This is a genomic window from Streptomyces sp. NPDC036764 (assembly GCF_055609385.1).
Map to the genome: position 1 here is coordinate 553,608 of NZ_JBVJPT010000002.1, position 13,263 is coordinate 566,870.

Annotated in this window: 13 protein-coding genes; 6 read left to right on the top strand and 7 right to left on the bottom strand. The window is 71.8% G+C overall.

The window, feature by feature from the left end; translation table 11 throughout:
* Positions 1 to 5: 5 nt before the first annotated feature.
* The 6 genes from ACZ69Q_RS13970 to ACZ69Q_RS13995 all read left to right on the top strand — a co-directional run bounded on the left by ACZ69Q_RS13970 (position 6) and on the right by ACZ69Q_RS13995 (position 7,703).
* Positions 6 to 530 carry an Lrp/AsnC family transcriptional regulator gene (locus tag ACZ69Q_RS13970; RefSeq protein ID WP_471041241.1) on the top strand — a complete coding sequence of 175 codons (525 nt, stop codon included), beginning with the start codon at positions 6 to 8 and terminating at the stop codon, positions 528 to 530.
* Between the two features lie 123 nt (positions 531 to 653).
* A complete protein-coding gene (gene ddaH, locus ACZ69Q_RS13975) occupies positions 654 to 1,466 on the top strand; it encodes a dimethylargininase (RefSeq protein WP_471041242.1) in 813 nt (270 codons plus the stop codon).
* Positions 1,463 to 2,680 (top strand): ornithine--oxo-acid transaminase, encoded by a 1,218-nt coding sequence (rocD, locus tag ACZ69Q_RS13980; protein ID WP_471041243.1) that lies wholly within the window; start codon positions 1,463 to 1,465, stop codon positions 2,678 to 2,680. The genes ddaH and rocD overlap by 4 nt, the downstream gene beginning before the upstream one ends.
* Before the next feature lie 185 nt (positions 2,681 to 2,865).
* On the top strand, positions 2,866 to 5,346 hold the full coding sequence (locus ACZ69Q_RS13985) for a SpoIIE family protein phosphatase (protein ID WP_471041245.1): 2,481 nt from the start codon (positions 2,866 to 2,868) through the stop codon (positions 5,344 to 5,346).
* A gap of 70 nt (positions 5,347 to 5,416) precedes the next feature.
* Entirely contained in the window at positions 5,417 to 6,643 is a 1,227-nt protein-coding gene (locus ACZ69Q_RS13990; RefSeq protein ID WP_471041246.1) for a PP2C family protein-serine/threonine phosphatase, read from the top strand.
* Between the two features lie 322 nt (positions 6,644 to 6,965).
* Positions 6,966 to 7,703: a lysophospholipid acyltransferase family protein gene (locus ACZ69Q_RS13995; protein WP_471041247.1), complete on the top strand. Its 738-nt coding sequence runs from the start codon at positions 6,966 to 6,968 to the stop codon at positions 7,701 to 7,703.
* A 31-nt stretch (positions 7,704 to 7,734) separates the two neighbouring features.
* On the opposite strand, the gene ACZ69Q_RS14000 is transcribed toward ACZ69Q_RS13995, so the two are convergent.
* The 7 genes from ACZ69Q_RS14000 to ACZ69Q_RS14030 form a co-directional block, all read right to left on the bottom strand.
* Entirely contained in the window at positions 7,735 to 8,499 is a 765-nt protein-coding gene (locus ACZ69Q_RS14000) for an urease accessory protein UreD (protein WP_471041248.1), read from the bottom strand.
* Positions 8,496 to 9,173, bottom strand: a complete 678-nt coding sequence (gene ureG, locus ACZ69Q_RS14005; RefSeq protein ID WP_471041249.1) for an urease accessory protein UreG — start codon at positions 9,171 to 9,173, stop codon at positions 8,496 to 8,498. The genes ACZ69Q_RS14000 and ureG overlap by 4 nt, the downstream gene beginning before the upstream one ends.
* Before the next feature lie 288 nt (positions 9,174 to 9,461).
* Entirely contained in the window at positions 9,462 to 10,136 is a 675-nt protein-coding gene (locus tag ACZ69Q_RS14010) for an urease accessory protein UreF (protein WP_471041250.1), read from the bottom strand.
* Positions 10,137 to 10,150: 14 nt separating this feature from the next.
* Positions 10,151 to 11,872 (bottom strand): urease subunit alpha, encoded by a 1,722-nt coding sequence (locus ACZ69Q_RS14015; RefSeq protein ID WP_471041251.1) that lies wholly within the window; start codon positions 11,870 to 11,872, stop codon positions 10,151 to 10,153.
* Positions 11,865 to 12,176: an urease subunit beta gene (locus ACZ69Q_RS14020; RefSeq protein WP_471041252.1), complete on the bottom strand. Its 312-nt coding sequence runs from the start codon at positions 12,174 to 12,176 to the stop codon at positions 11,865 to 11,867. The genes ACZ69Q_RS14015 and ACZ69Q_RS14020 overlap by 8 nt, the downstream gene beginning before the upstream one ends.
* Before the next feature lie 10 nt (positions 12,177 to 12,186).
* Positions 12,187 to 12,489 (bottom strand): urease subunit gamma, encoded by a 303-nt coding sequence (locus ACZ69Q_RS14025; protein ID WP_030958538.1) that lies wholly within the window; start codon positions 12,487 to 12,489, stop codon positions 12,187 to 12,189.
* 114 nt (positions 12,490 to 12,603) lie between these two features.
* The gene (locus ACZ69Q_RS14030) at positions 12,604 to 13,251 is read right to left on the bottom strand and encodes a TetR/AcrR family transcriptional regulator (RefSeq protein ID WP_471041253.1); all 648 of its coding nucleotides are present in this window, start codon (positions 13,249 to 13,251) and stop codon (positions 12,604 to 12,606) included.
* Between the last annotated feature and the right edge of the window lie 12 nt (positions 13,252 to 13,263).

Consider the following 13,263-nt stretch of genomic DNA (forward strand, 5'->3'; position numbering starts at 1 on the left):
CCCTCATGAACAGCGGCGCGGCCTCCTTCGACGAACTCGACCGGAAGATCATCACCGCTCTGATGGCGAACGCCAGGACGAGTTTCGCGGAGATCGGTTCGAGCGTCGGGCTGTCGGCGACGGCGGTCAAACGGCGCGTGGACCGACTGCGCGAGACCGGCGTGATCACCGGCTTCACGGCCACGGTCAAGCCGTCGGCGCTCGGCTGGCGTACGGAGGCGTACGTCGAGGTGTACTGCGAGGGCGCGGCGCCGCCGCGGCGGCTCGCGGAGGTGGTCCGCAACCATCCGGAGATCACCGCGGCGATGACGGTGACCGGGGGCGCGGACGCGCTGCTGCATGTGCGGGCGCGGGACGTGGAGCACTTCGAGGAGGTGCTGGAGCGCATTCGTGTCGAGCCGTTCATCCGCAAGACGATCAGCGTGATGGTGCTGTCGCACCTGATCCCGGACAGTCCGGAGGCGGGCGCCACCCAGGCCGTCCCGCCGGAGGACACCGGTCCGGCGAATCACGCAGCAGACGTGCGCTGAAGCCGCAGAATTCGCAGCATTCCTGCGTGAACACGCAATTCTTGTTTCTTGTCGGGCGTCGGCGTGTCTTCCTACCTTGGTCTCAATCCTCATCGACACCGTAGGAAGCGGAGGAACCCCTCTGTGCCCGAAACCCGTGTGCCGCGCCGGCGGCGCTTCCTGGTCTGCGAACCGAGACATTTCGCCGTGCAGTACGCGATCAACCCCTGGATGCAACCCGACGTCCAGGTCGACGTCGACCTGGCGCGGGATCAGTGGCAGTCGCTGATCCGCGCCTACCGTGCCCACGGTCACGCGGTCGACACGCTGGAGCCGGTCGCCGGTCTGCCCGACATGGTGTTCGCCGCGAACTCGGCGGTCGTCGTCGGCGGCCGGGTCTTCGGCTCCTTCTTCCACGCGCCCGAGCGCCGTCCGGAGTCCACGCACTACGAGACGTGGTTCAAGACGGCGGGCTTCGACGTGTACCGGCCGGAGTCCGTGTGCGAGGGCGAGGGCGATCTGGTGTGGACCGGCCGCTACGTGCTCGCCGGCACCGGTTTCCGCACCACCCGTGAGGCGCACCGGGAGGCGCAGGAGTTCTTCGGCCACCCCGTGGTCAGCCTGACGCTGGTGGATCCGTACTTCTACCACCTGGACACGGCGCTGTTCGTGCTCGACGACGACAACATCGCCTACTACCCGGAGGCCTTCTCGCCGGGCAGCCGTGAGGTGCTCGCGAAGCTGTACCCGGACGCGGTGCTCGCGACCCGCGACGACGCCTCGGCCTTCGGCCTGAACTCCGTGTCCGACGGCCGGCACGTCTTCATCGCGCCCCAGGCCGAGGCGCTCGCCGCCCAACTGGACGAGCGTGGCTATGTCCCCGTCTCCGTCGACCTTTCGGAGTTCCGCAAGGCCGGCGGTGGCATCAAGTGCTGCACTCAGGAGATCCGCTCATGACCGCGCCCGCGCAGACCCGTTCGTCAGCCGATCTGATCCGCGCCGAGGAACCGGTCCTGGCGCACAACTACCATCCGCTGCCGGTGGTCGTCTCCCGCGCCGAGGGCACCTGGGTGGAGGACGTCGAGGGCCGCCGCTACCTCGACATGCTGGCGGGTTACTCGGCGCTGAACTTCGGCCACCGCCATCCGGCGCTGATCGAGGCGGCGCACGCCCAGCTCGACCGGCTGACGCTGACGTCCCGGGCCTTCCACAACGACCGGCTGGCCGAGTTCGCCGAGCGGCTGGCGGCGCTGACCGGCCTGGACATGGTGCTGCCGATGAACACGGGCGCCGAGGCCGTGGAGAGCGGCATCAAGGTGGCCCGCAAGTGGGCGTACGAGGTGAAGGGCGTCCCGGCCGATCAGGCGACGATCGTGGTGGCCGCGGACAACTTCCACGGCCGTACGACGACGATCGTGTCGTTCTCCACGGACGAGACCGCGCGTCAGGGCTTCGGCCCCTTCACACCGGGCTTCCGGGTCGTGCCGTACAACGACCTGGCGGCGCTGGAGGCCGCGGTCGACGAGACGACGGCGGCGGTGCTGCTGGAGCCCATCCAGGGCGAGGCGGGTGTGCTGATCCCGGACAACGGCTACCTCGCCGGCGTGCGCGAGCTGACCGGCCGCAAGGGCTGCCTCTTCATCGCGGACGAGATCCAGTCGGGCCTCGGCCGCACGGGCCGTACGCTCGCCGTCGAGCACGAGTCGGTCGTGCCTGACGTGCTGCTGCTGGGCAAGGCCTTGGGCGGCGGCATCGTGCCGGTGTCGGCGGTGGTGGCACGCCGGGAGGTGCTCGGTGTGCTGCGGCCGGGCGAGCACGGCTCGACGTTCGGCGGCAACCCGCTGGCCGCCGCGGTCGGCACGGCCGTGGTCGAGTTGCTGGAGACGGGCGAGTTCCAGCGCCGGGCCACCGAGCTGGGCGTCGTGCTGCGCGGCGGTCTGTCGGCGCTGCTCGGCAAGGGCGTCGTCGGCTTCCGGGCGCGCGGCCTGTGGGCCGGCGTCGACATCGACCCGGCGGTCGGCACGGGCCGCGAGATCGGCGAGCGCCTGATGCGCGAGGGCGTCCTGGTGAAGGACACCCACGGCTCCACGATCCGCCTCGCTCCCCCGCTGACGATCACCGCGCAGGAGCTGACGGAGGCGCTGGGGGCGCTGGAGAGCGTGCTCGGCTAGGGGACCACCGCCCGGCAGCCCGGTTCTCCGAGCGGAGGCCGGGCTGTCGGCACTCCACCCCGCCCCACCGCCCCCACCCCACTCCCCCGCACACTCCCGGCCCTCGCAGAGAGGCAGGTGTGAGCTGAAGGGTGAAGATGGGGACAAGAGGTGGTAGACCGCTCTCAGCGACAGAGAGGTCGGCCGTGGGCACATACGAGGAGCAGGACGTTGCCCGGCAGTGGTTCGGCGTGGCTGACGCCGCGGCTGTGCTGCTCGATGCGCAGGGGCGGGTGACGGGCTGGACCAGGGACGCGCAGAGGCTGCTGAAGTACTCCGCCGCCGAGGTGGTCGGCACGAAGGCCGGGATGCTGCTGTCGGCCGAGGACGCCCTGCGCGTGCCCGACCTCGGGCGCCAGTGCCGCAGGGACGGCGGCTGGTCGGGGCTGCTGGCCGCGGTGCGCAGGGGCGGGGAGCAGGTCAGGGTGATGGTGCGGGTGACCTCGGCCCAGGAGGCGCCCGGCCCGTCGCGCTGGCTGGTGCTGCTGTCCGAGATGGGTGACGCCCCGGGGTGGGCGATGAGCCGGACCGTGCTGGAGCAGATGGTCACCGGGTCCCCCGTCGGGATAGCGATCGTGGACACCGATCTGCGGTACGTCTGGTCGAACGCCGCCCTGGAGCAGTTCGGCGGCGGCCCGGCGCGGACCCGGCTGGGGCGGCGGCTCGCCAGCGTCCAGCCGGGTCTGAACTCCCGGTCGATCGAGGCGCAGATGCGCCGTGTGCTGGAGACCGGCGAGCCGGTGGTGGGCTACGAGCACGTGGGTCTGGTCCGGTCCGCACCGCACCGGGAGACGGCCCACATGATGTCGTTCACCCGGCTCGAGGACGAGCACGGGCACCCGATGGGCGTCTACTACACGGTTGTCGACGTCAGCGAGCGGCATCGCGCCCGGCAGCGGCTCGCCCTGCTCGACCGGGCCGGCGAGCACATCGGTCGCAGCCTGGACATCATGCAGACCGCGCAGGAGCTGTCCGACGTGGCGGTCCCGATGTTCGCCGACTTCGTCTCGGTGGACCTGCTGGAACCGGTGCTGGCGGGCGCCGAGCTCACCGCCGGGCCGTCCGGCGACCCGGCCGGGGTTCCGCTGCGCCGCGCCGGGCAGCAGTCGGTGAACGAGAACGCGCCGGAGGCGTCCTTCGCCGTCGGTGACGTGGCCGCCTATGCCGCCGGATCCCCGCCGATGCGGGTCCTGATGACGGCCTTGCCCTGGCGTCAGGCACGTCTCGACCCGCTCGCCGAGGACTGGGCGGACGGCGGCTCCGGCGGCCGGGCGTCGACCTTCCTGGAGCTGGGGCTGCAGAGCGTGATGATCGTGCCGATCCGCGCGCGGGGAGTGACCCTCGGCGTCACCACCTTCTTCCGGCACCGCCGCCGGGACCCCTTCGACGAGGACGACCTGACCCTGGCGGAGGACCTGGTCGCGCGCGCGGCCGTCTGTGTCGACAACGCCCGCCGCTACACACGGGAGCGCGACGCCGCACTGGTCCTGCAACGCAGCCTGCTCCCCCACCAACTGCCGGAGCAGGACGCGGTGGACGTCGCCGCCTGCTACCGCCCGGCCGACGAGCTGACCGGCCTCGGCGGTGACTGGTACGACCTGATCACACTGTCCGGCGGGCGCGTCGCGCTGGTGGTGGGAGAGGTGCCCGGGCACGGCATCGACGCCGCCGCGGCGATGGGACGGCTGCGGACCGCCGTACGGACCCTCGCCGCGCTGGATCTGCCGCCGGACGAGGTGCTGGCCCATCTCGACGACCTGGTCGCACGGTCGGCCCGCGAGGAGGGCGTCGAGGCGAGCACGGAGGAGGACGCCGTCGCCCAGTCCGTGGGGTCCGGGTGCCTGTACGTCGTCTACGACCCCGTCGACGGGCAGTGCACGATGGCGGCCGCGGGGCATCCGGCTCCCGCCGTGGTGATGCCCGACGGCGAGGTCAGCTTCGTGGATCTTCCGCAGGGAGCGCCCCTCGGGGTCGGCGGCCCGCCGTTCGAGGCGGTCGAGCTGGCACTCGCGGCCGGCAGCACGCTCGTCCTGCACACCGACGGGCTGCTGGCGCGGGAGGATGACGACTGTTCCGGGGACAGCGACCGGGACCGGTTGCGGCGCGCCCTCGAGGCGCCCGCGGACTCGCTCGACCTCCGGTGCCGGACCGTGGTGGACGCCCTGGTGCCGGCCCGCCCGCACGACGACGTGGCGCTGCTGATGGCCCGCACCCGGGTGCTCGGCACCGAGCAGGTCGCCGACTGGGACCTGCCCGCGGATCCGGCGGCCGTCGCCGACGCCCGTAAGACGGCCGCCCGGCTGCTGGCGGAGTGGGGCCTGGCCGATCTGGCGTTCACCACGGAACTGGTGGTCAGCGAGCTGGTCACCAACGCGATCCGGTACGCCGTCGGCCCCATCAGGCTGCGCCTGATCAGAGAGCGCGCGCTGGTCTGCGAGGTCTTCGACGGCGGCGCGACCGCCCCGCACCTGCGCCATCCGCGCACCACGGACGAGGGTGGCCGCGGCCTGCTGCTGGTGTCCCAGTTCACCCAGCGCTGGGGCACGCGCTTCGTCCCCGAAGGGAAGATCATCTGGGCCGAGCAGCCGCTGACGGATCAACCACCTCGACCTGACGAACCGGCATAGATGTAGTACATCGATACATACGCGATATCACGTGGAAAACTGGTCAGACCCCGGTGGTGAGGCGGGAGCCATGAACGAGACGGCCGTCGACTACGAGGCGGTCTTCCAGTGCCTGCCCGGAATGGTGGCACTGCTGACCCCGGAGCTGGTCTACGTCGATGCCAACGAGGACTTCCAGCGCCTGTCCGGACGCCCCCGGGCGGAGCTGGTGGGCCGGTACCTCTTCGACGTCTTCCCAGACAACCCCAACGACACCACGGCCACCGGCATGCGCAACCTCCAGGCGTCGATGATGCGCGTGGTGACCACCGGCGAACGGGACGCCATGGCGCTGCAGCGCTACGACGTCGAGGATGCCCCCGGTGAGTGGTCGGAGCGCTACTGGAGCCCGGTCAACGCACCCGTCTTCGGCCCCGACGGAAAGGTGACCCTCGTCGTGCACCGGGTGGAGGAGGTCACCGAACTCATCCGGCTGCGCGGCGGCACGGGCAGCAACAGCCGGGCGCGGGTGCTGGAGGCCGAGCTGTACACGCGGGCACGTGAGCTCCAGGAGGTCAACGAACGGCTGCGGCAGTCCCACGCCCGCGAGCGCGAGGTGGCCCTCGCCCTCCAGGAGGCGATGCTGCCGCCGCGCCGGCAGGTACGCACCCGCCGGGCCGCCGTGCGCTACCGGCCCGCGGTCGGCGCGCTGAACGTGTGCGGCGACTGGTACGACATGGTCGACCTGGTCGGCGGCGACCGCATCGGCGTATCCGTGGGCGACGTGGTCGGGCACGGACTCGGCGCGGCCGGCGTGATGGGGCAGTTGCGCAGCGCGCTGAGCGCCGCCTCCCGGGTCGCCGACGGCCCGGCCCAGGCCCTGAACGTGCTGGGACGCTACGCCCATGTCGTCGACGGCGCCGAATCGGCCACCGCGGTCACGACGTTCATCGACTTCGACGCCTGCACCATCACCTACAGCAGCGCGGGTCATCCGCCGCCCGTGCTGGTCCATCCCGACGGCCGGGTGGAGTTCCTCGACCAGGCCACCGACCCGCCGCTGGACGCCCGCCCCGAGCCGATTCCGCGACCTCAGGCGGTCACCACCTACACGAGCGGCGCCACCCTCGTGCTGTACACGGACGGCCTGGTGGAACGCCGTCACGAGGACATCGACACCGGGCTGGGACGTCTCGCCGACTCCCTGGTCCGCCATCGCACCGCCGACCCGGAGGATCTCGCCGACGCCGTCCTGCTGGAGCTGCTGCCACCGGGCGGCGCGACCGATGACACGGCACTGATCATCGTGCGCCTGTGATGGACGGGCAGCGGCGACGGCCGCCCGCGAGGACGGACCACCTGCCGCCCCGCGATCGTGATCACGCCAAACGCGGCCATCCGGTTGCCGCGCGCCCGTCCCGGACACCAGGCTGGTCCGGCGGTCCTCCCCGCCCGCAAACGACGCCGCCCACCGACCCCCTGACACCCGGTCAGGAAAGTCGGCATGAGTCGGTATCGGTCCGAACCGGCCCGGTTCCGGCCGCTCAACCCTGCGCCTACACTGGCCTCCCCATGGCACGCTGGTTGACCTGCCAGAACGCGGCGGCCCGAGCTGATCCCCCTGAGTGAGGAGCGCCCCTTTGTTCTACTACGTACTCAAATACGTATTGTTGGGACCGCTGCTGAGACTGGTCTTCCGGCCGCGAATAGAAGGCCTTGAGCACGTACCGGCCACGGGCGCGGCCATCGTCGCCGGCAACCACCTGTCGTTCTCCGACCACTTCCTGATGCCGGCGATACTCAAGCGGCGCATCACCTTCCTGGCGAAGAAGGAGTACTTCACCGGCCCCGGCATCAGGGGCCGCCTCACCGCGGCGTTCTTCCGCAGCGCCGGCCAGATCCCGGTCGACCGCACCGGCAAGGAGGCGGGCCAGGCCGCGATCCGCGAGGGGCTCGGGGTCCTGAGCAAGGACGAGCTGCTCGGCATCTATCCCGAAGGCACCCGCTCGCACGACGGCCGCCTCTACAAGGGCAAGGTCGGCGTCGCCGTGATGGCCCTCAAGGCGGGGGTCCCGGTCGTCCCCTGCGCGATGATCGGCACGTTCGAGGCCCAGCCGCCCGGCAAGGTCATCCCCAACATCCACCCGGTGAAGATCCGCTTCGGCAAGCCCCTCGACTTCTCCCGCTACGAAGGCATGGAGAACGAGAAGGCGATCCTGCGGGCGGTGACCGACGAGATCATGTACGCGATCCTGTCGCTGTCCGAGCAGGAGTACGTCGACCAGTACGCGGCCGTCGTCAAGGCCGAGGAGGAAGCGGCGGCGAAGGCCGCCAAGGCGGACAAGGAGCGCAGGTTCCCGAGGCTGCCCATAAGCTGACGCGGCATCCGGCCGAGCGGCGCGGCGCTGCTCAGGCGAGGGCGTCGAGCGCCTCGTCGAGCAGTCCGCGCAGCCGCAGCGCGTCGGCCGCCACCGCGCTCACCAGGGCGGCGGGCCCGGCCAGGGGCAGCACCGCGGCGTTCTCTCCCAGCACCCGGGCCGCCACCGGGTTCTCACCGAACTCGGGCCGTACGACGACGAGTTGCCCGACCGCCCGGCAGCCACCGAGCCCTGCGGGCCCGTCCCAGCCACCCGGCGCTCCGGGCCCGCAGGCCAGCTCCTGGTCGAGCACCAGGCGTCCCGCCACACGCACGCGGATCCGGCTGCCGAGCCGTCCGGGCTCCTCCCCCACCCGCCCGAGCACCTGCTCCTCACGCAGCACCAGCCGCCCGGCCGCACCGACGTCGACGTGGGTCGTGACGTGCAGGTCGCTGCCCCGGGCGGAGATCAACTGCTCGGGCAGCCAGCGCAGTTCGCCGCCGTCCGCCACGGACAGCCGTACGTCGTAGCGGGCCTCGCCCTTGCCCTGGCCCGGCAGCGCGATCGTGGCGGCCGCCGACCCGACGTGCAGCCTGGCGCCGTCCTCGACGTCGGCCTCGACGGTGAAGTGGTCTCCGCCGAGCGGCCCGCTCATCGCGCCGACGAGCACGACCCGCGCCTCGGCCCCGCTGCCCCGGGTCCGTCTGAGCGCCAGCGGCCCGTCGCCGTCGAGCACCGGCAGCGACGTACCGCCCCGGCCGTCGTCCCGGGCGACGATCCGGGCGTGCGCCCGTACGCCACCGGCCGCGGTCGTCATGCGGTCCACGCCATGAGTTGGGCCCGCACCCAGGCGGCGACGTCCGTCACCCCGGGCTCGCTCCTCAGCGACTGGAAGACGACCGGCAGTTCGGCGCGCTGCGCCTTGGCGTCGGCCGCCATCCGGGCCAGGTCGGAGCCGACGTACGGCGCGAGGTCGGTCTTGTTGACGACGAGCAGGTCGGCCGTGGTGACGCCGGGTCCGCCCTTGCGGGGGATGTCGTCCCCTCCGGCCACGTCGATCACGAAGATCTGCGCGTCGACGAGCCCCTTGGAGAACGTGGCGGTGAGGTTGTCGCCACCGGACTCGACGAGGATCAGATCGAGGGGCCCGACCTCGTCCTCCAGGTCCTCCACGGCTTCCAGGTTCGCGGAGATGTCGTCCCGGATCGCGGTGTGCGGGCACGCCCCCGTCTCCACGGCGGTGATCCGCTCGGGCGGCAACACGGCCTCCCGCAGCAGGAACTCGGCGTCCTCGCGCGTGTAGATGTCATTGGTGACGACGGCGAGGGACAGCTCCTCGCGCAGCGCCCGGCAGAGCGCGGCGACGGTGGCCGTCTTCCCGGACCCAACTGGCCCGCCGAGCCCGATACGCAGCGCCCGCCGCGACCCGTCGGGCCGCCGGGCGTCAGCACTGACGGCAGAGGGACCGTCGTGGGAGTGGTCGAGATGCATGGGGCGGCTCCTTGGATGACTCGGCGGCCTTCCAGCCCGTCCGGCCTGTGAAGTCGAGGCCGTTCGGGCCGAACTTGACCGGTTCGGCGGCCCTTCCAGCCTGTCCGGGGTTTAAGGACGAGACCGTTCGGGCCGAACTTGACGGGTTCGGCGGCCCTTTCAGCCCGTCCGGCGTTTGAGGACGAGGCCGTTCAGGCCGATGCGGGGTCCGGGGCGGCAGCCCCGGTGGGGTCGAAGGGGCGGAGCCCCTTCAGGAAGGGACGGGTAGGGGCGGCGGGGGCGAGGAAATCACGACGCGAACAGCCGCACGGCCCAAGCGGCATGCACCTCCGCCCCGATCTCCAGCAACGGCCCCGAAGCCGCCGGCAACGCGTCGACCCCACCCGCGACAACGCCTCGCCCCGCCTCCACGGCCCGATCCACCACCCGGTCCATCTCCGGCGCCAACCGGGCCAGCACGGCCGTGGCGTCGAAGGGGTCCAGGCTCAGCAACCGCACCGTCGCACTCGCCGGCCCGCTCACACTCTCGTACGCCGCGCAGTACGCCGCCTCGACGGCCCCCAGCCCCGCCGCCCGAGCGGCGACCCCCAGCACGACCGGCTGATGGGCCCCCTTGGGAAACCGCCGGGCCAGCTCATCCAGCTCCGCCGAAGGCCACGTGGCCCGGGCGGCCCGCATCAACTGCCGCCCCAGCTTCCGCGCGGCGACCCGCAGGGCGGGCGACGGCGTACGGGCGTCGGCGGCGGCGTCCAGCTCCACGGCGTCGCCCCCGCACGCGGCCGCCGCCGCGAGCGCGGCCGCGACCAGCCCGGCCGTGTACAGTCGCCCCCGGCAGAAGTCCTCCAGGCTCGCGGCCCCGGTGATCCGTCCCGCCTTGACGGCCGCCTCGGCCCCGCCGGAGTGCGCGTGCCCCCCGGCGGGAAAGCGGCCGTCGGCCAGGACGAGAAGTGCTGCTCGTGTCATCGCGGTCCCGGCCGTCAGAAGAGGAAGTACCGCTGTGCCATGGGCAGTTCGGCGGCGGGTGTGGCCTCCACCAGCTCCCCGTCGATGTGCACGGCGAAACTGTCGGGGTCGATCCGTACGTCGGGCCGCGCGTCGTTCTCCCGCATGTCGGCCTTGGTGACCGCGCGCGTGGAGTCGATGGCCACGAACCGCTTGCCGAGCCGGAGCCGCTCCGGAAGCCCGTCCTCGATCGCGAGCGGGGCGACGAAGTTGACCGAGTTCGCGGCCGGTGCCCGTCCGATCGCGCCGAACATCGGCCGGGGCAGGATCGGCTGCGGCGTCGGGATGGACGCGTTGGCATCGCCCATCTGCGCGTAGGCGATCTGCCCGCCCTTGATCACGAGCTGCGGCTTCACACCGAAGAACGCCGGTTCCCACAGCACCAGGTCGGCGAGCTTGCCGGTCTCCACGGAGCCGATCTCACGAGCGAGGCCCTGCGCGAGCGCGGGGTTGATCGTGTACTTGGCCACGTATCGCCGCACCCGCTGGTTGTCGGCCCGCCCGTCCCCCGGCAGCGCACCGCGCCGCCGCTTCATCACATGGGCGGTCTGCCAGGTCCGCATGACGACCTCGCCCACGCGCCCCATGGCCTGCGAGTCCGACGAGATGATCGAGATCGCGCCCAGGTCGTGGAGTATGTCCTCGGCCCCGATGGTCGACGGCCGGATCCGCGACTCGGCGAAGGCGAGGTCCTCGGGCACGGCCGCGTTCAGGTGGTGGCACACCATCAGCATGTCGAGGTGTTCCTCGGCGGTGTTGACGGTGAACGGCCGGGTCGGGTTCGTCGAGCTCGGCAGCACGTGCGACTCGGAGACGACGCTCATGATGTCCGGCGCGTGTCCGCCGCCCGCACCCTCGGTGTGGTAGGCGTGGATGCCCCGGCCGGCGATGGCGGCGAGCGTGTCGCCGACGAAGCCGGCCTCGTTCAGGGTGTCCGTGTGGATCGCGACCTGGATGCCGGTCCGGTCGGCGACGGTCAGCGAGGCGTCGATGACGGCCGGGGTGGAGCCCCAGTCCTCGTGCAGCTTCAGGCCGAGCGCGCCGCCGCGGATCTGGGACAGCATCGCCTCGTGGGAGACGGTGTTGCCCTTGCCCAGCAGACCGAAGTTGACGGGGTGGCCCTCCATCGCCTCCAGCATCCGGGCCAGATGCCAGGGTCCGGGCGTGACGGTGGTCGCCTTGGAGCCCTCGGCGGGTCCGGTGCCGCCGCCGATGAGCGTCGTGATGCCGGAGGCCAGCGCCTCGTCGGCGATCTGGGGGCAGATGAAGTGGACGTGCGCGTCGATGGCGCCGGCGGTGACGATCCGTCCGTTGCCCGCGATGATCTCGGTCTCGGGGCCGATGACCAGGTCCGGGTGCACCCCGTCCATGGTGTCGGGGTTGCCCGCCTTGCCGATGCCGGTGATCCGGCCGTCGCGGATGCCGACGTCGGCCTTGACGATGCCCCAGTGGTCGATGATCACGACACCGGTGATGACGGTGTCCGGGGTGCCTTCGGCACGCGTGGCCCGCGACTGGCCCATGGACTCGCGGATGACCTTGCCGCCGCCGAACACGGCCTCGTCCCCGGCGAGTCCGGGACCGCCGGAACGATCCTCCTCGATCTCGACCAGCAGGTCGGTGTCCGCGAGCCGAATGCGGTCACCGGCGGTCGGGCCGAACAGGTCGGCATACGCGGCGCGGGAGATCTCAGGCATCGAGGGCACCTCCGGTCTCCCCGCGCAGTCCGGGCACCACACGGGCGCCGGCGAGCGGGACGAGTTCGACGTCGACGGGGATGCCGGGTTCGAAGCGCACGGCGGTGCCGGCGGCGATGTTCAGCCGCTTGCCGCGGGCCGCCGCGCGGTCGAAGTCCAGGCCGGGGTTGGCCTCGGCGAAGTGGTAGTGGGAGCCGACCTGGACGGGCCGGTCGGCGGCGTTGAGGACGGTGAGCCGGGTGACCGCGCGGCCTTCGTTGTAGACGATCGGCCCGTCGGCGAACAGGATCTCTCCGGGAATCATCGAGGCCCCCTCAGACGATCGGGTCGTGGACGGTGACCAGCTTGGTGCCGTCGGGGAAGGTCGCCTCGACCTGGACGTCGTGGATCATCTCGGGGATGCCCTCCATGACGTCGTCGCGGGTGAGCAGCTTGCGTCCGGAGGACATGAGCTCGGCGACCGTACGGCCGTCCCGTGCGCCCTCGAGGATGTGCGACGTGATGAGGGCGACGGCCTCGGGGTGGTTCAGCTTCAGCCCGCGGGCCCTGCGCTTGTCGGCGACATCGGCCGCCACGTGGATGAGCAGCCTCTCTTGCTCGTGCGGGGTCAGTTGCACGTCCCACCTCACAGTCCTCGCTCCGGACCGTGCGGGGTCCGGTTGCCGCGGCCACCGGGCAAAAGTGCCTGGTGGCGTGGATCGGCAGGCTAGTTGGACCGCGTTTCGGGGACGTTAACCAAGCTGTGATCCACCGGTCGTGCCGTCGTCGTCACGCATACTCGTCAGCGCCCGCAGTCCGTCCCGCAGCACCTCGACCGGGGCGGGCCCGAAGAGGGACTGCTGGGCGATGAAGCCCAGCACGGCGGCGATCATCGTGCGGGCCACGTGGTCCGGCTGCACGTCGGTCCGCATCATCCCGGCCTTCTGGTAGCCCTCGACGATCTGCGCCCAGGCCGCGCGCACCGAGAGGTAGCCCTCGCGCAGGACGGCCGCCAGGTCCTCGTTGCGCAGCGTCTCGGTCCACACCTGGACGACGAGCCGCGGGAAGGCGGGCCTGCCGTCGACGACGAGGGACTCGCGGGCGGCGAGGGTCCGGCCGAGGACCGAGGCGACGAGCTCGTCCGGTGGCGGGGGCGGGCTCTGCCGCGCCGCCTCCTCGAAGGCCTCGCGGACCGAGCCGAGCACCTCGGCGACGATCGCGCCGATCAGCTCCTCCTTGCCGCTGAAGTACCGGTACACCGCCCCCGCCGACAGGTCGACCTCCTTCAGCACGTCCTGCATGGACGTGGCGTGGAAGCCGTTGCGGGCGAAGCAGATCGCGGCGCCGTCGAGGATCTGCCGGCGGCGGGCGTCGAGGTGTTCCTGGGATACGCGGGCCATGCTCCAAAACTA

Bases quoted from the DNA above. Each gene is read 5' to 3' on its own strand.
- ACZ69Q_RS13970 (WP_471041241.1), top strand. From the start codon at position 6: ATGAACAGCGGCGCGGCCTCCTTCGACGAACTCGACCGGAAGATCATC.
- rocD (WP_471041243.1), top strand. From the start codon at position 1,463: ATGACCGCGCCCGCGCAGACCCGTTCGTCAGCCGATCTGATCCGCGCC.
- ACZ69Q_RS13990 (WP_471041246.1), top strand. From the start codon at position 5,417: ATGAACGAGACGGCCGTCGACTACGAGGCGGTCTTCCAGTGCCTGCCC.
- ACZ69Q_RS14000 (WP_471041248.1), bottom strand. From the start codon at position 8,499: ATGACGACCGCGGCCGGTGGCGTACGGGCGCACGCCCGGATCGTCGCC.
- ureG (WP_471041249.1), bottom strand. From the start codon at position 9,173: ATGCATCTCGACCACTCCCACGACGGTCCCTCTGCCGTCAGTGCTGAC.
- ACZ69Q_RS14010 (WP_471041250.1), bottom strand. From the start codon at position 10,136: ATGACACGAGCAGCACTTCTCGTCCTGGCCGACGGCCGCTTTCCCGCC.
- ACZ69Q_RS14015 (WP_471041251.1), bottom strand. From the start codon at position 11,872: ATGCCTGAGATCTCCCGCGCCGCGTATGCCGACCTGTTCGGCCCGACC.
- ACZ69Q_RS14020 (WP_471041252.1), bottom strand. From the start codon at position 12,176: ATGATTCCCGGAGAGATCCTGTTCGCCGACGGGCCGATCGTCTACAAC.
- ACZ69Q_RS14030 (WP_471041253.1), bottom strand. From the start codon at position 13,251: ATGGCCCGCGTATCCCAGGAACACCTCGACGCCCGCCGCCGGCAGATC.